This window comes from Polynucleobacter sp. 73C-SIWE (genome assembly GCF_018882465.1).
GTDB lineage: Bacteria > Pseudomonadota > Gammaproteobacteria > Burkholderiales > Burkholderiaceae > Polynucleobacter.
This window is the reverse complement of the sequence record NZ_JACVOK010000002.1, coordinates 678,100-700,192: the sequence shown is the minus strand read 5'-3', so window position 1 is coordinate 700,192 and position 22,093 is coordinate 678,100. Positions and strand designations below refer to the sequence as shown.

Annotated in this window: 24 protein-coding genes and 1 tRNA gene; 15 read left to right on the top strand and 10 right to left on the bottom strand. The window is 45.4% G+C overall.

The features are described from left to right. Positions 1-3 precede the first annotated feature (3 nt). The 4 genes from dusA (at position 4) to ICN17_RS09825 (ending at position 3,587) form a co-directional block, all read left to right on the top strand. Positions 4-1,089 (top strand): tRNA dihydrouridine(20/20a) synthase DusA, encoded by a 1,086-nt coding sequence (dusA, locus tag ICN17_RS09840; protein ID WP_216237397.1) that lies wholly within the window; start codon positions 4-6, stop codon positions 1,087-1,089. A 52-nt stretch (positions 1,090-1,141) separates the two neighbouring features. Continuing rightward, positions 1,142-1,217 (top strand) — tRNA-His (locus ICN17_RS09835). Positions 1,218-1,350: 133 nt separating this feature from the next. Continuing rightward, positions 1,351-2,652, top strand: coding sequence for a glycosyltransferase family 2 protein (locus tag ICN17_RS09830; protein ID WP_255538397.1), 1,302 nt, complete (start codon positions 1,351-1,353; stop codon positions 2,650-2,652). Further along, the gene (locus tag ICN17_RS09825) at positions 2,649-3,587 is read left to right on the top strand and encodes a hypothetical protein (RefSeq protein WP_216237395.1); all 939 of its coding nucleotides are present in this window, start codon (positions 2,649-2,651) and stop codon (positions 3,585-3,587) included. The genes ICN17_RS09830 and ICN17_RS09825 overlap by 4 nt, the downstream gene beginning before the upstream one ends. A gap of 8 nt (positions 3,588-3,595) precedes the next feature. Here ICN17_RS09825 and ICN17_RS09820 read toward each other — a convergent pair whose 3' ends face one another. Beyond that, entirely contained in the window at positions 3,596-4,090 is a 495-nt protein-coding gene (locus ICN17_RS09820) for a hypothetical protein (protein WP_216237393.1), read from the bottom strand. A gap of 139 nt (positions 4,091-4,229) precedes the next feature. Between ICN17_RS09820 and ICN17_RS09815 the strand changes: the two genes are divergently transcribed. The 4 genes from ICN17_RS09815 to ICN17_RS09800 all read left to right on the top strand — a co-directional run bounded on the left by ICN17_RS09815 (position 4,230) and on the right by ICN17_RS09800 (position 8,450). After that, complete coding sequence (locus ICN17_RS09815) at positions 4,230-5,453, top strand: HD domain-containing phosphohydrolase (RefSeq protein WP_216237391.1); 1,224 nt, start codon at positions 4,230-4,232, stop codon at positions 5,451-5,453. Between the two features lie 3 nt (positions 5,454-5,456). Continuing rightward, positions 5,457-6,272: a GGDEF domain-containing protein gene (locus ICN17_RS09810; protein WP_216237389.1), complete on the top strand. Its 816-nt coding sequence runs from the start codon at positions 5,457-5,459 to the stop codon at positions 6,270-6,272. 63 nt (positions 6,273-6,335) lie between these two features. Further along, a complete protein-coding gene (locus ICN17_RS09805) occupies positions 6,336-7,118 on the top strand; it encodes an SUMF1/EgtB/PvdO family nonheme iron enzyme (RefSeq protein ID WP_216237387.1) in 783 nt (260 codons plus the stop codon). Positions 7,119-7,121: 3 nt separating this feature from the next. Beyond that, on the top strand, positions 7,122-8,450 hold the full coding sequence (locus ICN17_RS09800; protein WP_216237385.1) for an ATP-dependent RecD-like DNA helicase: 1,329 nt from the start codon (positions 7,122-7,124) through the stop codon (positions 8,448-8,450). 3 nt (positions 8,451-8,453) lie between these two features. On the opposite strand, the gene ICN17_RS09795 is transcribed toward ICN17_RS09800, so the two are convergent. The 4 genes from ICN17_RS09795 to ICN17_RS09780 are packed head-to-tail and all read right to left on the bottom strand — an operon-like array spanning position 8,454 to position 12,915. Next, the gene (locus tag ICN17_RS09795; protein ID WP_216237383.1) at positions 8,454-10,043 is read right to left on the bottom strand and encodes a gamma-glutamyltransferase family protein; all 1,590 of its coding nucleotides are present in this window, start codon (positions 10,041-10,043) and stop codon (positions 8,454-8,456) included. A gap of 34 nt (positions 10,044-10,077) precedes the next feature. Then, the gene (locus tag ICN17_RS09790) at positions 10,078-11,058 is read right to left on the bottom strand and encodes a tripartite tricarboxylate transporter substrate binding protein (RefSeq protein WP_216237381.1); all 981 of its coding nucleotides are present in this window, start codon (positions 11,056-11,058) and stop codon (positions 10,078-10,080) included. Between the two features lie 43 nt (positions 11,059-11,101). Beyond that, entirely contained in the window at positions 11,102-12,487 is a 1,386-nt protein-coding gene (locus ICN17_RS09785) for an FAD-binding oxidoreductase (RefSeq protein WP_216237379.1), read from the bottom strand. Positions 12,488-12,513: 26 nt separating this feature from the next. Continuing rightward, the gene (locus ICN17_RS09780) at positions 12,514-12,915 is read right to left on the bottom strand and encodes a nuclear transport factor 2 family protein (protein WP_216237377.1); all 402 of its coding nucleotides are present in this window, start codon (positions 12,913-12,915) and stop codon (positions 12,514-12,516) included. A gap of 94 nt (positions 12,916-13,009) precedes the next feature. Here ICN17_RS09780 and ICN17_RS09775 point away from each other — a divergent pair, with 94 nt between their 5' ends. Continuing rightward, positions 13,010-14,350: an aspartate aminotransferase family protein gene (locus ICN17_RS09775; protein ID WP_216237374.1), complete on the top strand. Its 1,341-nt coding sequence runs from the start codon at positions 13,010-13,012 to the stop codon at positions 14,348-14,350. Here ICN17_RS09775 and ICN17_RS09770 read toward each other — a convergent pair whose 3' ends face one another. Continuing rightward, entirely contained in the window at positions 14,351-15,079 is a 729-nt protein-coding gene (locus ICN17_RS09770; RefSeq protein WP_216237372.1) for an LrgB family protein, read from the bottom strand. It abuts the gene before it with no gap. Then, positions 15,072-15,419 (bottom strand): CidA/LrgA family protein, encoded by a 348-nt coding sequence (locus ICN17_RS09765; protein ID WP_216237371.1) that lies wholly within the window; start codon positions 15,417-15,419, stop codon positions 15,072-15,074. The genes ICN17_RS09770 and ICN17_RS09765 overlap by 8 nt, the downstream gene beginning before the upstream one ends. Positions 15,420-15,564: 145 nt before the next feature. On the opposite strand from ICN17_RS09765, the gene ICN17_RS09760 reads away from it, so the two are divergent. The 6 genes from ICN17_RS09760 to soxA are packed head-to-tail and all read left to right on the top strand — an operon-like array spanning position 15,565 to position 20,311. Beyond that, the gene (locus ICN17_RS09760; protein ID WP_216237369.1) at positions 15,565-16,014 is read left to right on the top strand and encodes a (2Fe-2S)-binding protein; all 450 of its coding nucleotides are present in this window, start codon (positions 15,565-15,567) and stop codon (positions 16,012-16,014) included. A gap of 10 nt (positions 16,015-16,024) precedes the next feature. Next, on the top strand, positions 16,025-18,241 hold the full coding sequence (locus tag ICN17_RS09755; protein ID WP_216237367.1) for a xanthine dehydrogenase family protein molybdopterin-binding subunit: 2,217 nt from the start codon (positions 16,025-16,027) through the stop codon (positions 18,239-18,241). Between the two features lie 25 nt (positions 18,242-18,266). Next, complete coding sequence (soxX, locus tag ICN17_RS09750) at positions 18,267-18,707, top strand: sulfur oxidation c-type cytochrome SoxX (protein WP_255538395.1); 441 nt, start codon at positions 18,267-18,269, stop codon at positions 18,705-18,707. 2 nt (positions 18,708-18,709) lie between these two features. Next, complete coding sequence (locus tag ICN17_RS09745) at positions 18,710-19,192, top strand: SoxY-related AACIE arm protein (protein WP_216237363.1); 483 nt, start codon at positions 18,710-18,712, stop codon at positions 19,190-19,192. Beyond that, positions 19,189-19,518 (top strand): thiosulfate oxidation carrier complex protein SoxZ, encoded by a 330-nt coding sequence (locus tag ICN17_RS09740; RefSeq protein ID WP_216237362.1) that lies wholly within the window; start codon positions 19,189-19,191, stop codon positions 19,516-19,518. The genes ICN17_RS09745 and ICN17_RS09740 overlap by 4 nt, the downstream gene beginning before the upstream one ends. Before the next feature lie 7 nt (positions 19,519-19,525). Next, entirely contained in the window at positions 19,526-20,311 is a 786-nt protein-coding gene (gene soxA / locus ICN17_RS09735; protein ID WP_370625977.1) for a sulfur oxidation c-type cytochrome SoxA, read from the top strand. A 3-nt stretch (positions 20,312-20,314) separates the two neighbouring features. Here the strand turns inward: soxA and purU are convergent, their stop codons facing one another. The 3 genes from purU to ICN17_RS09720 are packed head-to-tail and all read right to left on the bottom strand — an operon-like array spanning position 20,315 to position 22,024. Next, positions 20,315-21,169, bottom strand: a complete 855-nt coding sequence (gene purU, locus ICN17_RS09730; protein WP_216237359.1) for a formyltetrahydrofolate deformylase — start codon at positions 21,167-21,169, stop codon at positions 20,315-20,317. A gap of 35 nt (positions 21,170-21,204) precedes the next feature. Next, positions 21,205-21,633 (bottom strand): hypothetical protein, encoded by a 429-nt coding sequence (locus ICN17_RS09725; RefSeq protein ID WP_216237357.1) that lies wholly within the window; start codon positions 21,631-21,633, stop codon positions 21,205-21,207. Further along, the gene (locus ICN17_RS09720) at positions 21,611-22,024 is read right to left on the bottom strand and encodes a surface-adhesin E family protein (protein ID WP_216237355.1); all 414 of its coding nucleotides are present in this window, start codon (positions 22,022-22,024) and stop codon (positions 21,611-21,613) included. Before ICN17_RS09720 ends, ICN17_RS09725 begins: the two co-directional genes overlap by 23 nt. Positions 22,025-22,093: the final 69 nt, after the last annotated feature.

Genomic DNA, 22,093 nt, shown 5'->3' with positions numbered 1-22,093 from the left:
TGAATGATTTTAGATAATAAAAAACGTCTCGCAGTTGCCCCCATGATGGAGTGGACGGATCGTCATTGCCGCTCTTTTCATCGCACACTGACTAAAGAAGCGGTGCTTTATACCGAGATGGTGACTACTGGGGCATTAATGCATGGCGATATCCCTCGCCATTTGGATTATTCACAGGACCAACACCCAGTAGTGCTTCAGTTGGGCGGTTCAGAGCCCAATGACTTGGCTAGGGCATCAGACCTAGCGCAGCAGTGGGGTTACGATGAGATTGATCTCAATTGTGGCTGCCCATCGGAGCGAGTTCAGCGTGGTGCGTTTGGCGCTTGTCTTATGGCAGAGCCCAATTTGGTTGCTGACTGTGTCAAAGCAATGAAGATTGCGGTTGATATTCCGATTTCTGTAAAGCATCGTCTTGGCCTAGATTCTATGGATGCATCCAGCTCAGAAAAGGATTATCAATTTGCGTTAGATTTCATATTGGCGGTAGCAGATGCAGGCGCAAGCCAGGTGACGATTCATGCGCGCAATGCAGTACTCAAGGGACTCTCACCAAAAGAGAACCGCAGTAAACCACCACTGCGTTACGAGGTTGCCGCCAAACTAAGGCTGGATGCGCAAAAACAATTTCCAAATCTTAAAGTCTTGCTCAATGGCGGCTTAGAAACCAATGAACAAATTGCTGGCCATTGGGATGACTTTGATGGCTTCATGATCGGTAGGGCTGCTTATCATTTCCCGGTAATGCTCTTAGGTTGGGACGATTTAATTCACTCCAATGGTGGAGCAGCGGGCTATCTCTTTAGTGAAACAGAGTGGCACAGAATTCAGATTGCTCTCGTTAAGCAAGTTCAAAATTGGCTTGATGAGTGTCGAGCAAAAGATAAGCCTTTTTATATTGGCGCATTCACAAGACATATCCTAGGCTTAGCTCATGGTAGAGCAGGGTCTAGATATTGGCGTCAACGGCTGTCTGATCATCATGCATTAGCCAAGGTTCAAAGCAAAGCAGCTATTGCAGACTTCTTTCTAGATGCCAGTCTGACCCTTGGGGATTGGGCCGCTTTTGAGCTAGAAACCGAAGATTAGGCCATTTTTGACAGGTTTTTGAGCAAAAAGCTATAATGTGTTCTCTTCAACGGCGGACGTAGCTCAGTTGGTAGAGTCCCAGATTGTGATTCTGGTTGTCGCGGGTTCGAGCCCCGTCGTTCGCCCCACCAAATTCAGTAAATAAAAGCTCCCAATGTTGATTGAGAAGCTTTTTTATTACTTATATTTTTTTTAGCCATTGGTTCTAAAGACCTCTAAAGGGGGTATGCTAAGAAATTAATATCTAAAATAGATACTGTTTTGTACTTTTCAGTTAAAGCCAAATTTTTTACAGCCCTGATTTTTGCCCTCTCTTGGATGGGGGCCTCCTTTTGGTATTCCCAACCTTGGTATGAGGATTTAAGTCGTGAAATAGGAGTTTACGCAGCATATTTCATTATTACCTTCATTGCAATTATTCCCGGCTTTATGAATGCCTATGTGGCAATGGCTTTGTTTTTAGACAAAAGACCCAAGGTTATTGACCAGCAAAAGTATCCACCTATTACGGTGTTAATCGCTGCGTATAACGAAGAAAAATCAATTGCATCAACCCTATCGGGGATTTTTTTACAAGATTACGCTGCAGATATACGAATTATTGTTATTAATGATGGATCAAGTGATAAGACAGTTGAATCTATAAAAGTGCTGCAATTAACTCATCCAAATTTAAGCTTGATTGATTTGGGTCGTAACGGCGGTAAAGCATCAGCTCTTAATCATGGGCTTAAAGAGGTCACAACTGATATTGTGATTTCTATAGATGCGGATAGTTATGTTCTTAAGGATGGCATTCGACATTTAGTAGGTCGGTATTTATCGGATCCCATCAACACCAAAGCGGTTGCTGGTGAAATTCTCATTCGCAACTCCAGAGAAAACTGGATTACCAAAGCTCAAGAATGGGATTACTTTTTGGGTATTGCCACTATTAAGCGCATTCAATCATTGTTTCAGGGCACGATGGTAGCGCAGGGTGCTTTTTCATTGTATGAGCGTAAAACTCTGAATGAGCTTGGAGGTTGGCCAGAGATGGTGGGTGAAGACATTGTGCTTACCTGGAAGATCCTGTCAAAAGGATATCGGGTGGGTCACGCCGAAAATGCTTTGGCGTTTACAGATTGCCCTAATACCCTAAAGCGATTTGTCCGTCAGAGACAGCGTTGGTCTAGAGGCTTGATAGAAGCATTTAAAGCAAATCCATCAATCCTATTTCAACCTCGGTTTTCTACCCTATATGTCTGGTGGAACACAATGTTTCCATTAATGGATATTGCCTTCACCTTTGGGTTTTTACCAGGAATTCTTTTGGCTTGTTTTGGTGTTTACTGGATCGTTGGCCCTATGACCCTATCCCTTTTGCCCATGGCTTTTCTTTTGAACTGGCAAATGTATTTAAAGGGCAAGGCTATGTTTGAAGAAGAACATCTCAAAGTACGCGCTAATCTTTTGGGTTTCATTTTTTACGTCTTTGCTTATGGCTTGGTTCTACAGCCAGCCTGTGTTTATGGCTACTTCTCAGAGATTTTTAATCTGCGAAAAACTTGGGGAACTAAGTGAATCCATTGAATAAGCTTCTATGGCTATTAATAGCATTTTCGGTCATTGCTCATGCAGAGGAAGAGCCAACATCCAAAATGGCTGTATCTGCTCCCAATGTCTATATTGCTTCTGATAGCGAAGGTTTCTCTACATATAAATACAATGCTGGATTTTTCCCTTTATATGAACACGGTGAAAAATACACTGGTGTCAGCTATCAGCATAATTACTTCACGCAAAGCGGTTGGGATTCTTCAGCAGAGGTTTATACCCTATTAACGAAAGCAATTAATCCTCGAACTGGGCTGGGCTATAACGCGAATATTGGATATAACTTGCAGAATGGCCACAAACTTATTACCACTGATAGTAACTATGGTTTTCGCGTCACTGACTCCACAAAGGCAGAGTTGATACTGAATCGTGATCGCGTAGAAACGCAGAATTCTTTAAATAATGGGATTTACTACACAATGGGTGCTGCAAGCGTTGAGCAACAAGTGTTAGAGAGGTTGACTGCTATAGCTATGGTTGGGAATATGTATTTTTCAGATACCAATACAAGACCATTAGTGCGCGCTAAGCTTATCTACGATCTTGTACCCGATTATGGGCTGACTGCTCAATTGCGCTACAGGCAATACCGGGATACGAACACTACTGTGCCTAACAACTATTTCAATCCAGATCACTATACCGAGACAATGATTGCTTTTGGAGCAAGAAAGAGAATTTCTGGGTGGATGCTTAGTGGTACAGCAGGAGTAGGGCGGCAAAAGGTGAGCCAAGATCCGAGTACTACAACACAGTTGTATGAATTTGCAGCAACTAGCCCTGTGGCTTCAAATAGCTATTACTTTAAAACTAGGGCAGGTTACGGTAAATCAGCGGGATTTTTGGGGCCTAATTACTTCTATCGTTACGTAATGGAAGAATTAATTATTCCTTTCTAGGCTAAAAGCTACTTACTATTTTTTCTAGCACTTCTTGCTGACTCAGCTGCTGCATTAGACATTCGAACCGCTTCTGCGGCAGCTTCAGCTGCGCGCCTTGTGGCTTCTGCTGCTTCGGCTGAAGCATGCATAGAAGCTTCCTCAGCTTGACTGGCGACTGCAGCCGCAGCGGCCGAGGCTGCTGCAGAGGCTGCAGCAGCTGCCTCTATAGAGGCCTCTGCTGATGCTGCTGCTGCATCTGCTGCTGCTTCTGCAGCAGCAATAATTGCTTCTGATGCTGCTAGCTTGGCTGCTAATGCGGAATTTTTTGCAGCTAATAAAGCCTTTTCTGCTGCTATTGCAGAACGTTTAGCGGCTTCGAGAGCGCTATTAGTAAGCGATTTTAGTCCAGCAAGCGCCTTTGTATACTGCTGATTCACCAAAATATAGCCCTGACGTAGGTTGCTTACCTCAGACTCCAGGCTAACTAGCTTCGCATAAATCTTGTCTATATCTTCTTTCATTTCTCACCCAATTGTTGTTTATCCATAATCCTATGCTTTGACTTTCAAAGCAAGGCATTTAGCAGTATTGATGCTTCTTTATTTAATATTATTTCTATTAAATTGATTTATTTACCATGATTCGATTGATAATAAAAGAATGACTGACAAAAAGCCGAGTAGCCAGGGTGGTTCTGAAAGTGAGCTACGCCTTCAACTTGAAAAGCGTAGTTGGGCCCTTTCTGCGCTATCAGAAGCAGCGGCAGCATTAGCCAGAGCGGACTCTACTGACAGGCTGATCAAAGAGGTTTGTAATGCTATTGCAGCGCAAAGCCCTTATGCTGTAGCTTGGGTTGGTCAAGCTCTCGATGATGAAGAAAAAACTATCAAAGTTTTAGGTGGCGCTGGCTCAGCTGTTGCTTATATTCAAAATCTAGTTGTGAGTTGGTCTGATCAAAAAACATCCGGAATGGGTCCCGCTGGAAAATGTATTAGATCTAATCGGTCGGCCGTACTGGCTGATACTGAAATGGATGTTGGATTTGCTCCATGGCGTGAGCTGGCTCATCAATATGGCATTCGTTCTTCTATCGGCTGTCCAATATCCGATGGCCAAGTCCATCCCTTTGGCTGTCTCTTGGTTTATTCAACTGTACCGAATGCATTTGGACCGGATGAAGTTATGCTTTTCGAAAGTCTTGCGCATGAGATAGGCTTTGGCTTGCGTGCTATTGAGCGTCAACATCAATTAGATATACAGATTCATGAAAAAGAGCAGACCCAAGAGCGATTAGCGGGAGCCTTACGCTCTACGATTGAAGCTATGTCTAAAACCATGGAGTGGCGTGACCCCTATACTGCTGGACATCAAAAGCGGGTAGCTCAAATTAGCATGGCTTTAGCTAGAAAGTTGGGCATGGATAACGATATCATTCAAGCTTTGTATATGGCTGCTATGGTTCATGACATTGGGAAAGTGGCTGTACCAGCGGAAATTTTGACCAAACCAACACATCTGACCGAGTTAGAAATGAAGATGGTGCAAGAGCATGCTGAAACTGGATTTCAGATCCTTAAAGACATTCCATTCCCGTGGCCGATTGCAGAGATGGTTCATCAGCACCATGAACGCTTGGATGGGAGCGGTTATCCCAAAGGTCTGATTGGTGATCAAATTACTCAAGAGGCAAGAATACTTGCAGTGGCCGACACTATTGAGGCGATGGCTACCCATCGTCCATATCGCCCAGCTCGTGGGCTTGATGCGGCCATGGAAGAAATTAGTGCTGAAGCAGGTATCAAATTGGACTCCAAAGTAGTTGATGCTGCACTGGAATTAATGAAAGAGGGTAATTCATTACAAGAAATCATTGAGTCAACTTAAATTATGATTCTTGGCTTAATCCTCTACACCATTAGTCTACTTTGCCAAATTTTTGCAGCTATTTTTGCTGTTACCCTATTTTTTAGAGCAAGCTCTTATCGTTTGGCTTGCGGGTTTTTAGCCATTGGCTTGACATTGATGGTGGGCAGGAGAGTCGCCCCCTTAGTTCATGCTTTGAATGACGGTCGCATTAACATTGTCGATGCTTGGCTATCCGTTCCGATCTCCTTGTTTCTTTTGCTGGGCATGTTTCAGTTCCGAAGACTGTTGATTGAGTTGGAGGATCGTAATTTCCTACTCGATCAGTTTTCAAAAATAGATTCTTTAACTGGTGCCATGAGTCGTGCCGAGACCTTTGCCAGAGTTGAGATTGAAATTAAAAAAAGCTTTAGGAGCAAAATGCCCATTGCTTTTTTAATGGCAGATATCGATCATTTTAAAAATGTGAATGATGTCTATGGCCACCCTGTTGGAGATCTAGTTTTAATTGATTTAGTAAAACGCTCCCAAGACGAATTGCGTGAAGTAGACATCTTTGGACGAGTAGGGGGAGAAGAGTTTTTGATTGTGCTGCCTGAGCTTGATCAGAAAAGTGCTAGTGAGGTAGCTGAACGCTTAAGGAAGCACATAGCTAGCAAACCCTCAGTAAATGTTGATGGTAAAGATATTTCTATCACTATCAGCATTGGTATTGCAATTTACAACCCCCATACCGATAACTTATCCTCCTCTAATATGATTTTCAAGAAATACTTCAGTCTGTGCGATCAGGCCATGTACCGCGCCAAAGAGGCTGGCAGAAACCAGATAAGCTTCTGAGCATAAATAAGTACTTCTCTTTAGAATAGTCATCATTCAATTGAGTCGCTTGGAGTTCCTGTTATGAAAAAGTTTGATTTCTCCACCGTTCTGTTTGGTTTGCTGCTAACGGCTATTGCAGCGTACTTTATGTTGCGATCATCGCCTAGTCAAAGTGCTCCTGCATCTTCTATTCCTACGGTGAAAATTGGTAATCTGATCTGGGATCAAACTGAGATGACTATTGGTGATGTCAAAGGTTTTGCTGCTACTGGTTTTGTGAGCGTCGCAGAAAAGAAGGGTGGTGGCTTAAATTATGAAAGCGGCTTTGTGCAAAAACCAGGCTGGACTTGGAAGACTCCTTATGGAGTTCCTGCTGGGGATTCTGAACCAGCAGTGCATCTCAACCAAAAAGAAGCCGAGTCTATCTGTCGTTACTACGGCAAACGTTTGCCGACTGATACTGAGTGGACTTCAGCTGCATTTTTAGAGCAAAGAGCAAATCCTCCTGCTGGCTATGCCAAAGGGCAGCGTTACCCATTTCCTGGTGGCAATACTCCAGCGGTTTCTCATTGCTTAAATGGCTGTGGTGACTATAAAGGACTGGCTCCTGCTGGCGCTCTGAATCGCGGCACAGGGCATGTCACTACCAAAACAACTAAGCCCGGTGTCAATGGTATGTATGACATGGGGGGTAATGTTTGGGAGTGGACTGCTACAGAGCGCAATGGGGGGTATATCACCCGTGGCGCATCTTGGTGGTACGGCCCAGAGAGGCAGCAAGAATCTGATGTGGAATCTAAATCTAGCGATATCACCGTGGTTTATATCGGATTTCGGTGTGTCGCCGATGCCGTGAAACAATAGGGGATGACTAGTCCTGCAATAGATTCATCCGAAATTGAAGTTACCCAAGATTACCAGGCGGTCATTGAAGCTATTGAGCGGCATGATCCTTATATCTTTGTCAGTGGTAAAGCGGGCACTGGCAAAACTACTCTCATCGGTTATCTTCGAGAAACGATTCCTGGCAATGTTGTAGTCGTTGCACCCACTGGCGTAGCTGCATTGCAAGTGAAGGGTGTCACGATTCATTCTTTCTTTAGATTGCCACCCCGCTTAATCTTCCCAGAAGAGGATATTAAGCCGCTTCGTGATAAGCGCCTCTATAAAGATATTCGCCTGCTGATCATTGATGAAATCTCCATGGTGCGGGCTGATGTAGTCGATGCCATGGATTTATTCTTGCGCGAGAATGGACCTCAAAAAGGCAAACCCTTTGGCGGCATTCAGGTGATGTTTGTAGGGGACTTATTTCAGTTGCCGCCAGTAGTATCGAGTAGCGATATGCAAGTGCTGGCTGATCGGGGCTACGAAGGTCCTTATTTCTTCTGCGCTATGGCTCTGCACCGCAAAGATGTCACCATGGTGGAGTTATCGAAGATCTTCCGTCAAAAGGATGAGCACTTTGCGGAGCTTCTGAATCGTATCCGTATTAATCAGGATATAGATGAGGCACTAGATACGCTCAATGCACAATGCTATCGAAAAGACCTCGAGGTAGATGAAGAAACCATCACACTTACTACTACCAATGCAAGAGCAGACCAAATTAATGGCGCAGGATTGCGTGCCATTACGAATGAAGTCAAAGTCTATACTGGGAAAACAACCGGAAAGTTTAATGTTGATGAACGTAACTTACCTTCAGCCAATAATCTGGCATTAAAGGTTGGTGCAAAGGTGATGTTTACAGCAACAGATCCCAATTTTCCGAAGCGTTGGGTCAATGGCACGATTGGTGTTGTTAGAGAGATGCTCCCAGACAAAGTTAAGGTGATGGTGAAGAACGGGCCATATTCCAATACCGTTGAAGTTGCTGGCCATCAATGGGAATCATATCGTTATGATCACGACATGATGTCAGGCAAGATCTCGCCAAGTATTGTGGGAACTTATGTACAGATACCCTTAATGCTCGCTTGGGCAGTAACCATTCATAAGAGTCAGGGTAAGACACTCGACAAAGTAAAGGTCGATTTATCCTCAGGCGCATTTGCATCTGGCCAAGTCTACGTTGCCCTCAGTAGATGCAAAACGATTGAGGGCATTTCTCTACAAAGACCAATTGAACCTAGAGATGTGAGTTGTGACCAAGAGATCAAACGCTTTTATTTGAACTGCTTGCCCAACTCATAATCCTTAAAATCCAGCCGCCAATCCATCTCTGCGGTGATCGCTACCAGCTATAAAGGCAGAATCAGATTCATCACTAATCTTGGCAATTGCCTGAGCACTACCAAAATCTAAACTGTTTGCAGGCATCACCGTTACTTCATGCCCCATATTTTTCAGGCCCTCAACAATATTTGCTGGCATTGCTGCTTCAACAGTTAACTTACCCAAGTCATCAATCCGCCAGCGGGGTGTATCAGAGCATGCTTGAGGGTTGAGATACTCATCTACAAATCTCATGACTACTTGAATGTGGCCTTGGGGCTGCATATTGCCACCCATCACACCAAAGGCCATCGTTGGTTTGCCATCCTTTGATAAGAAGGCGGGCAGAATCGTATGAAAAGGTCGTTTACCTGGGGCAACTTGATTGGGGTGCCCATCTTTGAGGCTAAAGCTCATGCCACGATTGTGAAGCGCAATACCGCCAGGGGCGACCACGCCAGAACCAAAGCCCTTAAAGTTCGACTGGATGTATGAAATCATCATGCCAGATTCATCTGCAGCACAAAGATAGACTGTGCCGCCAGAGTGTGGATCACCGGGGCCATAGATTCCGGCTTTATTGTGATCAATGAGTGCAGCACGGCTAGCTAAATATTCTCTATCAAGCAATGAGCTCACAGGCATACTCATTGAGCGCGCATCGGAGACGTATTCATAAGCATCCGCAAAGGCGATGCGCATGGCTTCTACTTGAAGATGAATACGCTGTGCAGAATTTGCTGGGTATTGCTTTACGTTTGCAGCTTCCAAAATACCTAAAGCGATTTGTGCGGCAATACCTGAGCCATTCGGTGGAATCTCGTGGAGGGTGTATTCACCATAATCAAATGCCAGGGGCTCAATCCAATCCGGTTTGTTATCTGCAAAGTCTTGCATGGTGAAACTACCACCAGAGGCCTTTGCAAAGTCGACCATACTTTGAGCAAGCGCACCTTTATAAAAAGATTGGCCTTCGGTTGCTGCAATCTCTTTTAAGGTCTTTGCTTGGGCAGGATATTTCCAGATCTGGCCCGCTTGTGGCGCTTTGCCATCGATCAAAAAGGATTCTGAAAATCCAGGTTCATTTTTCAGAATCGGAATGGCTTCACGCCATTGACGCGCAATGACAGGAGAAACTGGAAAACCATTCTCCGCATAATCAATGGCACGCTTAAATAACTGTGCAAAAGGGAGTTTGCCAAATTTTTTCGATAACTCAACCCAGCCAGCAACCATGCCTGGAACGGTAACGGTATTCCAACCAATCAGATCCATTGCGGATTTGCCGGCAAAATATTCTGGTGTCCAAGCAGCTGGGGCACGACCAGAAGCATTTAAGCCGTGGAGTTTTTGACCATCCCAAAGAATCGCAAAAGCATCACCACCCAGGCCATTCATGGTTGGCTCGACAACGGTTAAGGTGATCGCAGTGGCTAGTGCAGCATCCACTGCATTGCCGCCACTTTGCAGCGCCTCAATACCAGCTTGTGTGGCTAGTGGTTGAGAGCTGGCAACAGTATTTCTGGCAAGAACAGGTGCACGACCACCACTAAAGGGAGGAGAAATCAACATGGATATTTTTCTAGAAGTTAAATGCAGTAGCTAATTAGTCAACCTTGATATTGGCTGCTTTCACAGACTTTAACCACTTGGCGTGTTCGGCAGCAGTGATTTCTGTGAGTTTTTCTGAGTTAGCAAATTGGGTTTGAATACCCTGGTTAGCTAACTTACTTTTGAAGTCAGGGTTCGTGAGAATTTTCCGAATCTCTCTTTCCAAGCGAGCAACTACAGCAGGTGAGGTTCCCTTGGGCGCATAAATGGCAAATAAATTCTCAACATCGAATTGCTTAAAGCCATCCTGCTCAAGTGTTGGAACATTTGGTAACAGGGGTGAGCGCTCGCTGGAGGCAATTGCAATCGGTCTGAGTTTGCCACTTTGAATATGTGGCAGAGATGCCGTTAAGCTATCAAACATCATTAAGGTATTACCAGCAATTAAATCAGGCAAGGCAAAGCTGCTACCTTTGTATGGAATATGTGTGCCTGTAGCACCAATACGCTGCATAAACAAAGCAGATTCTAAGTGCGAGAGACTGCCATTGCCCTGAGAAGCGTAATTAAAGTTGCCATTCTTTGACTTAATAAAGGCAATTAGCTCAGTCATATTTTTGGCTGGGACACTCGGGTTCACTTCCAGAATATGAGGAACAGAGCCTACTAGAGCGACGGAGACAAAATCTTTTTGGAGAGAAAAAGGTGGGTTGTTAAAGAGTGCTTGCGCGATTGCCTGATTTGTTAAAGCGCTAAAGTGAACGGTATAGCCATCTGGATTTGCTTTGGCTGCGGCAGTCATGCCAATCATTCCGCCGGCGCCCGGTTTATTTTCAACGACTACTGCCTGACCTAATGCTTCGCCTAATGGAACTGCAATGCTGCGAGCAAAGACATCAGTCGATCCTCCGGCCGGAAAGGAGAGAATCATCTGGATTGGTTTTTTTGGCCAATCCGTATCTGGTGATGCGATGCTGGCATTCATTAAGCCAAGAGAAAGTGTGGCGCTGACAACGATGCGATGAATGAGATTCATGGGAGCCTTTGTAGTAAAAAAATTAGAGTCTTGTTGGATATGTTTATTTTTCATCTTTAAACCAATACCACTTATAAAGAATACTTTGCCCCAATCTTCTAAAGGGGGCAAGTGCTTCTGAGCGTACCTGACCAAATAGATTAGGAAATTCGAGGGGAGAGTTATAAATCGGTAACTTAAAAACTTCTGCATTGGCTTTACTTCCAGCAATAAGTTCTGCTAATCGCTTCCCAGCCCAGGTGGAAAAGGAAACACCATTACCTCCATAGCCTAATGCATGCCATACCATTTGCTTAGGGTCAGGCTGTGTAATGCGGGGCATCATGTCGTGACTGACATCTACCCATCCCCACCAAGAGTAATCAATCTGAATTCCTGCTAAAGGTGGAAACTTTCTAGCAATACCATCCGTTAACAACTTGAGATGTTCAGGTGCATTTGCATCGGCGCCACTGATTGAGCTTCGGCTACCCATTTGGAGGCGATTGTCTTTAAGAAGACGGTAATAAAAACGCAGTGTGCGCGTATCAGTTAAAAAGGTATGTGAACGAAAATTGCAGGCTGCTATCTCTGATTCTGTCAGCGGTCTAGTTACTACTGAATTAGATAAAATTGGAAGTATGCGATTCTTGATGGGCTTGAGGCCCTGCATGCCATAGCCACCGGTGCAGATGGCAATCCGCTTGGCGCGAACAATGCCGCCGGGAGTTTGAATATGATGAACTCCATTAATCGTCTCCCATCCCTGCACAGGACTGCCAGTGTAAATTTTGACTCCAAGGCTCTGGGCTTTTCTCAGAAGACCAAAAGTAAATTTCAGTGGGTGAATACCAACGCCTTCTCGCTCTAATAGAGCTCCAGCCGCATCATGATCATCACAATATTGCTCCCTGAGTTCTTGGGCGCTCATGAGTAGGGGATCATATCCAAATACATCTTTACGAACCCGCGCCTCATTCTGAAGATAAGCCATCTTCTCAGGGCGATGTGCAATATAAAGATGGCCACCATCAGTAGCATCGCAATCAATTTGACTGACCAGATCTTTGAAGTTCTCAAAGCCGGTATAAATTTCTCGATCGAGTTTTTTGGCAGTCTCTAAACCCCAGCGCTCGATCCATTGAGAGCGCGACAATCGACCGCTGGCATTTTGGCCCTGACCGCCACTCCTACTGGAGCAACCCCAAGCAGTTTGGTTGGCCTCTAAGATGACCGCTTTGATTCCATGCTCTTGCGCTAAATACAGGGCAGTAGAAACACCGGTTGAGCCAGAACCAATCACAACAACATCGGTATCAATATCTTGGCTTACTGGACCATCTGTTGATGGCGGCGTCCCGGCACTAGCAACCCAATAACTGGGGGCATAGTCTTGACCCGTTCCAGGATTTTGAGAGTTGAGGGGGTCATAAAGCGGGTCGTATTTCATGGGGATTGAGTCTAGAGCATTCCCACTTACTTTGCTGCTGGCAAGTTCGGGCGATTTTTCCGAAAGACATTTTTTAAATGAATTTTGCCGTCCTTAAAGGTGAAGACATCGACACCATCAGCCTCAACCCGAGTCCCGTCAGCAGCTGTTCCGGTGAAGGTCCATTGAGACACTCCAAAGTCTTCGTGGACAAAATGTTGATCATGAATCCATTGGGCATCGGGAAAGTTCAACCAGGCACTTTCAAAGGCCGCCCTTACAGCCGCTATGCCAACATGGCACGTGCCGCAAGCATCTGGACCAGCTGCGGTCTGAAATATGCAGTCATCGCTCATAAAGCTCATGAGGGAGTCGATATCGTGGCGGTTCCAGGCGGCGCTGAATGCCGCTAGGGTCTCAACCGTAATGGAGTCATTAGAGCTTGGCATAGGGATAGTTGGTTAAATTCATGAGGGTGATCAATGAAAAGCTATTGAATTACTATAGTATCGAATAATTCTATTAAACACATACGAGACAAGCATGAACAGCCCTTCAAAGACAGTTGATATGTCAGCCTATTGGTTGCCATTTACCCCCAATCGCTACTTTCATCAGAATCCTAAAGTGATGCAATCTGCTAAAGGAGCTTACTACTATGACGATCATGGACGTAAGCTGTTTGATGGCCTTTCTGGGCTTTGGTGCTCGCCTTTAGGGCATGCCGATCCACGGATTGGTGCAGCTATCAGCAAACAATATGAAACCATGGACTATTGCCCAGCTTTTCAGATGGCAAGTGAAGCTACTTTCAGTCTTGCAAGCCGTATTGCTAAGATGGCACCTAAGGGTTTAGATAAAGTATTTTTTACTAACTCAGGCTCTGAAGCGGTAGATACTGCGCTCAAAATTGCGATTGGATATCACCGCGTGATGGGAAATGCTTCTCGTGTTCGTATGATCGGTCGAGAGCGTGCCTATCACGGGGTAGGGATGGGCGGCATCTCGGTGGGCGGCATGGTTGCTAATCGCAAAATGTTTACTAGTCTCATGATCCCTGGCGTAGATCATTTGCCGCACACATTAAATCTTTCTCAAATGGCTTTTTCTAAAGGGCAGCCGACTTGGGGCGCTCATCTTGCTGATGAATTAGAAAAGATCGTTGCATTACATGATGCCAATACGATTGCCGCAGTCATTCTTGAGCCGGTGCAAGGTTCAACCGGAGTGATCGTTCCACCAGAGGGTTACTTACAAAAGATTCGCGAGATCTGTACCAAGCACGGCATTCTGCTGATTTTTGATGAGGTCATCACCGGCTTTGGTCGCTTGGGCGCTAACTTTGGTGCTGATCGTTTTGGTGTGACGCCTGACATGATTACCTTTGCTAAAGGGATCACGAATGGCGTGATTCCGATGGGTGGTGTACTAGTGCGCGGTGATATCTATGACAGCATTATTGGTAATGGCGGGCAAGAGCAGGCGATTGAATTCTTTCATGGCTACACTTATTCAGGACACCCAATACCAACAGCGGCCGCCCATGCAGTGTTAGATATTTTTGAGTCAGATGATGTAGTCAATCGCGCTAGAGCATTAGAGCCCGTTTTAGAAAATGGCCTGCATGCCTTAAAAGGTAAGTCTGGAATATTGGATATTCGTAACTTTGGTTTATCTGGCGCAATTGATCTTGAGCCGGTACCAGGAAAACCCGGACTGCGTGCATTGAAGGTTCTAGAAGCTTGCATTGAACGCGGAGCTCTGGTGCGTGTAGCAGGTGACTGTATTGCAGTAGGCCCACCATTTATTTCTAAACCGGAAGAAGTAGAGTTCTTGTGTAGCGTACTGGGTGATGCAGTGGATGCTGCGATGAAAGTGAATTAATTACTGATTAAATAAGTGATAGATTACTGGTATAGCGACAGCGCTGATCACACCATTCATACCCATGGCTAAGCTTGCATAAGTTCCTGCTTCAGGATGAATGCTAAATGCTCTTGAGGTGCCTATACCATGGGCACCTATCCCAATTGCAAAGCCTCTTTGCCACCACGCTTTCATACCTAGCGCATTTAAAACAAAGGGTGCCAAGATCGCCCCCAGAATGCCGGTGCTGACAGCAAAGATAGCAGTAAGTGTTGGTGATACCCCAATACGTTCTGCAATACCCATGGCAATTGGTGCCGTAACCGATTTAGGGTACATCGCCCCCGTGATACTGGAGTCGGCACCCAGCAGGTTAGCAATGCCAACCCCGCTCACTATAGAAACCAAGCCACCGGTAACTAATGAAACAATCAGTGGTATGGAGCGACCCTTTAGGCTAGCCAGCCCTCGGTAAATCGGAATAGCCAAGGAAACCGTTGCTGAACCCAATAAGAAGTGGATAAATTGCGCGCCTTCAAAGTAGGTCGAGTAGGGCATCTCGATGAGCTGAATGATGGTAGCAACCAGAATGATGGCAATGGCTACAGGATTAGCCAGAGGATTTTGCTTGGCATGCTTATAAATAGTAAGTCCGACTTGATAGGCTGCCAAGGTCAGAAAGAGTGCGAAGAGTGGACTACCCGATAGGTAAACCCAAATTTCCACAATAGAGTGCTTCTCACTCATGAGCATCTTTCCTGCTTAAAAAGCGAACTACCAAAGCACTCGACCCAATAGTCAAGATGACGCTTCCTACAAGAGTGCTCATGATTGCCAGAGCATTTGCTTGTAATTGCGGCAGAAAGAGCACCACACCAACGGCAGCAGGGACGAAGAGTAAGCCTAAGTATTGACTAAAGCCGTCTGCAACCATTGCTAGTTCAGCATTGATTCCTTTGCGCAGGACCAGCCATACAACCAAAAGAACCAAGCCAATCACGGGACCCGGTAAGGTGGGTAATAAGAATTTAGAAACTAGCTCACCCAAGCTTTGGAAGAGCAGTATTTGAACAAGGCCGGAGATCATGGGTTGATCTTACAGGGCTGAATTTATGTTGCATAGCAATAAATTCATTCTTGTTTAATATAGTCACAACAAAAGTAGGGTATAAAAAAGAGGGATATTTCGAGAGAAGGTGCCCCGATATTAAAAAATCAATAGGAGAACACTCATGGCAGAGTTAAATGTCAATGGCAAAAAATATAAGGTGGATGTGGATCCAGATACCCCATTGCTGTGGGTGATTCGTGAGCAGGTTGGTTTGACCGGTACTAAATATGGTTGCGGAGTTGGCGTATGCGGTGCATGTACCGTCCTGTTTGATGGTCAAGCGATTCGTAGTTGCTCTTTGCCAGTCTCAGCTGCTGTAGGTAAAAAAATTGAGACTATTGAAAGTCTCGAAAAGAACGGCCAGCTATCTAAAGTACAAAAAGCATGGGTTGATAACCAAGTGCCTCAGTGCGGCTACTGCCAATCTGGCATGGTGATGGCAACTACAGCACTATTACGCAATACTCCTAAGCCAACTGACGCTCAAATTGACGCAGCAGTAACCAATATCTGCCGTTGTGGCACCTTCCAAGAAGTGCGCGCAGCGATTCATGCTGTGAGCAAGGCATAAGGGGAATCAGATGACTACCAATACTAATACTTCCCGCCGCCACTTTATTGTTGGCTCTAGCGCAATTGCTACTGGTTTAGCAATTGGCTTTGATTTTTCACTCATGTCTGAGGCCCATGCTGCTATGGGTACTGGTACTACAGCAATGACACCACTCGCATCGCCAGAAATTGGTGTGTGGGTAGTAGTTAAGCCAAACGATGATGTGGTTGTGCGTATCGTTCGCTCAGAAATGGGCCAAGGCACGATTACTGGTTTAGCTCAAATGGTTGCTGAAGAGTTGGAATGTGATTGGAAAAAAGTTTCTTATGACTATCCATCTCCTGCCGAAAATCTCAAGCGTAATAAAGTTTGGGGTAGCTACTCTACTGGTGGTAGCCGTGGTATTCGTACTTCAGAGCAATATGTTCGTAAAGGCGGTGCAGCAGCACGCATCATGTTGGTTCAAGCAGCAGCAAACCAATGGAATGTGCCAGCTTCTGAATGTGTAGCAAAGAATAGCGTGATCACCCACACACCATCTGGTCGCAAAACTACCTTTGGTAAGGTGTCTGTTGCTGCCTCTCAATTAGAAGTTCCAAAGGAAGTTCCACTCAAGGATCCAAAAGAGTGGAAGTTGATTGGTAAGTCTGTCAATCGTATTGACGGAACGGCCGACAAGGTCACTGGTAAGCAAATTTACGCCATTGATTTGAAGTTGCCCGGCATGTTGACTGCAACCATTAAAGAGTCACCTGTGTTTGGTAGCAAAGTAAAGAGCTATGACGCTGCTAAAGCCCAAAGCATGAAGGGCGTTAGAAAGGTAGTTCAGGTTGGCGATACTGCAGTTGCAGTAATAGCCGATACTTTCTGGCAAGCCAAGACTGCATTGGATCAAGTGAATATCGTTTGGGAAAGCAGTCCGAATGAGAATGTGTCTAGTGCTTCCATTAAGAAGATGCTAGAAGAGGGCTTGAATGCTAGCGATACATTTGTAGGTAATACTAACGGCGATGTCAATGCAGCACTCTCTAGCGCATCTAAAAAGATTGAAGCCACTTACTTCTATCCATTCTTAAATCACGCTACCTTAGAGCCGCAAACTGCCACTGCAAAGTGGACAGCTGATTCTTGTGAGGCATGGGTGCCAACACAAGACGGTGAAGCATCACTAGCCGCTGTGATTGCTGCCTCAGGTTTGCCTGCAGATAAATGTAATGTCTATAAAGTCAACCTCGGTGGTGGCTTTGGTCGTCGTGGTGCCTTTCAGGACTACACCACTCAGGCGGTGAATATCGCTAAGCAGATGCCCGGTACCCCGGTGAAGTTGATCTGGACTCGTGAAGAGGATATGACGCAAGGTCGTTACCATCCGGTCATGATGTGCAAGATGACTGCCGCTATCGATGATAAAAAGAACGTGACAGGCCTCAATATGCGCTTGTCTGGCCAGTCTATTTTGTCAGCAGTACGCCCAGCCGTTGTTGCAACCAATAAAGGTAAGGACCCTGTTGTATACCAAGGTCTAGACCAAATTGGCGAGCATGGCATTACCTATAGCTTCCCAAATCTCCATATTGATCACGCGATGCGTAATACCCATGTCCCACCAGGATTCTGGCGTGGCGTGAACGTGAATCAGAATGCGATCTTTATCGAAACCTTCATGGATGAAATGGCAGAAGCAACCGGTATGGATGCAGTAGAGTTCCGTCGTAAGCATATGCAGAACTACCCACGTGCGATCGCAGTATTAAATGCTGTTGCCGATGGTATTGGCTGGACTAAGCCGGCTGCACCAGGTGTATTCCGTGGCCTTGCACAAATGAGATCGTTTGGTAGCTATGTTGCCGCTGCTTGTGAACTCTCTGTAAAAAATGGTAATGAAGTGAAGATTCATCGCATCGTGGCTGCTACAGACCCAGGTTTTGTGGTTAATCCAGCTCAAGTTGCACGTCAGGTGTCTGGTTCATTTGTCTATGGCCTTTCAGCCCTATTCGAAGAAGAGATCACCATCGAAAAAGGTGCGGTTGTACAAAAGAACTTTGATACCTTTGGCTCTATTCGTTTATATCAAATGCCGCCTGTTGAAACCATTGTCATCCAAGGTGGTGGCAAGGACTGGGGTGGCGTTGGTGAACCAACAATTGCAGTTGCAGCGCCAGCAGTACTCAATGCGTTCTATCGTGCAACTGGTAAACGCTTGCGTACAGTGCCATTGAAAAACAGCGGCATTAAGTTGGTTTAAAGACTGTGAAGTTGCAACAATGAGAATGAGGTATGTACTAGCAGCCAGCTTGCTAGTCGTCCTCAATCTCAGCAGCGCCATCGCTCAGTCAATTGTGGGGGATTCGATTTTCGAATCCCTTTCTTCTGCACCTGGTGATGTCAGCAGGGGTAGAGCGATCGTGGCAAGTCGTCAAACGGGTTTATGTCTCTTGTGCCATAGCGGTCCTTTTCCAGAAGAGCGTTTTCAGGGAAACCTGGCACCAGAGCTGGGAGCAAGCGTTGCGCGTCTTAATGCACCCCAATTGCGGGCGCGCATTGTGGATGCAAGTCACTTCAATCCGAATACCATCATGCCTGCCTATTACAAAACTGGACACCTCAATCAGGTTGCTCCAAAATTTGCAGGACAACCGATTCTCAATGGCCAAGAGATCGAGGATGTAGTCGCTTTTCTAGTCAGTTTAAATAAGCAAAATTCACAATGAATATGAAATTTAATTCCCCTCTCAAAATGCATCGCCGTGATTGGCTTCGAAGATTCCAAAAGCTAGGAGTATTCACTCTGGGCGTATGGTTTAGCCCCGCATTGGTTTTTGCTAAAAAAGTAGATGCAGATGAGGCTATTCAAAAAATGACTGGTAATGCCAAAATTCAAGAAGGCCGTGTGACATTGACAATTCCACCGTTAGTTGAAAACGGTAACCTCGTTGTTTTGAAAGTCAGTGTTGATAGTCCGATGACTAATGATAATTATGTCAAAGCGATTCATGTGATTGCCGAGGGCAACCCTTCCCCCAATATTTTTACGGCCTATCTAACGCCTCGTTCAGGTACCGCCAACATCACAACTCGGGTACGCTTAGCTGATAGTCAAGTGGTTTGGGCTATCGCACAAATGAGTAATGGCAGTTATTGGAAAGGGTCAGCAGAAACCTTGGTAACCTTATCTGCTTGTACGGAAATGATATGAGTAGGACATCTCGCACCCAAGTTACCGTTCCCGCCAGCGCAAAGAAGGGCGCAGTGATTGAGATCCGGGCTATTGCTCAGCATGATATGGAGTCAGGCTTCCGATATACCGAGTCTGGAAAATTAATCCCAAGAGATCTGATTCGTATCTTTACTTGTTCCTACAACAATGTAGAGGTATTTAAGGCGGACTTTTATCCAGGAATCGGCGCTAATCCACTAATTATCTTCACCACCATTGCAACTGAATCTGGAACTCTCGAGTTTAAGTGGCTTGGTGACGGCGGTTATGAGGCTGTGAATCAAGCGCGCATCACTGTTTCATAGAGTTTCTGTGCGCTTAGCAATCACTTTTCGCCTCGCAGCATTCTGCTGCTTTTTATTACTAGCGGTATCAGCCCCCATAGCTGCTTCTGAAGCCCCAAATAAAAAGCAATCGAGTTATGAGCTCATGTCTGCTGAAAATAAGGCTATGCAGGATGACCCCTCTCTAAATCCTGCCATGTTTTGGATCGCTGAAGGCGAAAGTCTTTGGCAAGCAAAATCAGGGTCAAAAAATGTTGCATGCACTAGTTGTCATGGGGATGCTAAAAAATCGATGCGTGGTATAGCAACACAATTTCCAAAGATGATCAAAGGTAAGCTGCAAACGCTTGAGGGGAAAATTAATCAATGTAGAACGTCGGCGCAAGGTGTGCCTCTACTTCCTTATGAAAATAAGGAGTTGCTCGCGCTGACTGCTTATGTAGCTGTTCAATCCAAAGGGATGCCGATTGCTGTTAAAGAAACTTCAGAAAACAAAGTTGAATTACAAAAAGGGCGACGCTGGTTTAACGAGAGAATGGGGCAGCTCAATTTGTCTTGTGCCCAGTGTCACGAAGATAGAGCAGGATTAAAGCTAGGCGGTAGCCTGATCCCACAAGGCCACCCTAATGCGTATCCCATCTATCGCTTGGAATGGCAAACTTTAGGATCTGTACAGCGCCGCTTGCGCAACTGCATGAGCGGAGTGCGGGCACAGCAGTTTGAGTATGGCTCCCCTGAAATGGCTCAGCTAGAACTCTTTCTGATGTGGCGAGCCAGGGGGATGCCCCTAGAAGCTCCAGGGGTCAGACCTTAGCTATTAATCAGAGAAGACGACTGAGGTTGCGCCATTAATCAAGACGCGGTCATGCAAGTAGTAACGCAGCGCTCTAGAAAGTACAGTGCGTTCTAAGTCACGACCTTTACGCACTAAATCATCCGGTGTATCACCATGGGTAACCCTCGTCACATCTTGCTCAATGATGGGGCCTTCATCTAAATCACTAGTCACAAAGTGAGCAGTAGCACCAATCAATTTAATGCCGCGAGCATGGGCTTGGTGATAAGGCTTAGCACCCTTGAAGCTGGGCAAGAAGGAGTGGTGTACGTTGATACAGCGTCCAGACAATTTGCTTGATAAATCATCTGACAGAATCTGCATATAACGCGCCAGAATGACCATGTCGACCTTGGAATCAGCAATGATCTCTAGTAGTCTAGCTTCTTGTGCCGGCTTGGTTTCAGGAGTAACCGGTAGATGGTAAAACGGAATATCAGCAAAATCGATGCTAGCGTATACCTCACGTGGGTGATTCGAGACAATGCCACAGACAATCATTGGCAATTCACCAATACGCCAACGGTAGAGTAAATCCACCAAGCAGTGATCTAGCTTTGACGCCATGATCAAGACACGTTTGAGATCCTTAACAGCACGCAAATCCCAGGTGAGCTCAAAACGCTTCGCAATTTCTTGAAAGCCAGACTTGAGAGTATTGCCATCCGTAGTGCAACTAAAGCTAACGCGCATAAAGAAACGTTTAGAAGCCTTGTCATCAAACTGTTGAGCCTCTTCAATATCACCGCCTGCTTGAAAGATATAGGTTGAAACTGCAGCAACGATGCCTGGTTTATTGGGGCAGGTTAAGGTGAGGTAATAGTTTTCTGTTGTCATAGCTAGATTAGTAAAAATGCAGGTAAACGCTTATTTTAGTCTTTAGACAGCGGGGCGGAGATGTTCTGCTGCTTAGCAGTATCAATCATTTGATCTGCAGGACCCATTAAGGGTGTGCTGTTATCGGTGACCGTTGGGATGGAAACTTCTATGCAGATTGGCTTAGATGACAGCGGATTCAAAAAGCTACATTCCTTTTTAGTGGCTGCTGAGGCGGCATGCTCTAAAGGGGATTTGCCTGTGGCTGCAGTGGATGCAAGGCTGGTAGCCGTTACTGGGTTCGCAACTGCAGCAGTAGCTATAGCACCTCCTGCACTACTGGCGGCAGCTGAGCCTGAGGCGCCAACAGCTGCAATAGGTGCAATACAGGCTTGTAAACCTAGGCTACAAAAAATAGGGAGTAAGCAAACCCCGAAATTAAATGGAGATTTTGTGGGCAGACTATTTTCTTTGGCAGACAACATTAAATACTCCAGCTGTCCATGAATCATTGATGACAGGTTCAAACTTGCTATCAGGAGTGTTGTTATCAGAAACTACTTTGCCCGTACCTTTACTGCCAGAAAATTCTTTAAAGGCAATTGGGCGATAGCTCATCTCAGGGCAGTTGTATTCATTGAGGCCAATAATAGAATTCACAGTCTCTTTATTATTTGGGTTTCTTCCAGGCCTCTTAAAATCTAACATGGACATGATTTGCACCTTCTCGCCGCTAACATTAGCCGTATCTAAATCAACATAAACAGCCATTACCTCGTTATAGCCCAATTCTTTCCACTCAGCATGGGCATTACTAATACAAGACATGGAGGCGGTAAAAATAGTGGCCGTAATGAATGGAGTCAATTTTTTCATGGGTCATAGTCCTAATCGGTGACTGATTTATAGCGATAAGACATTCTAAACGCCTTAGCGAGTGCTGTT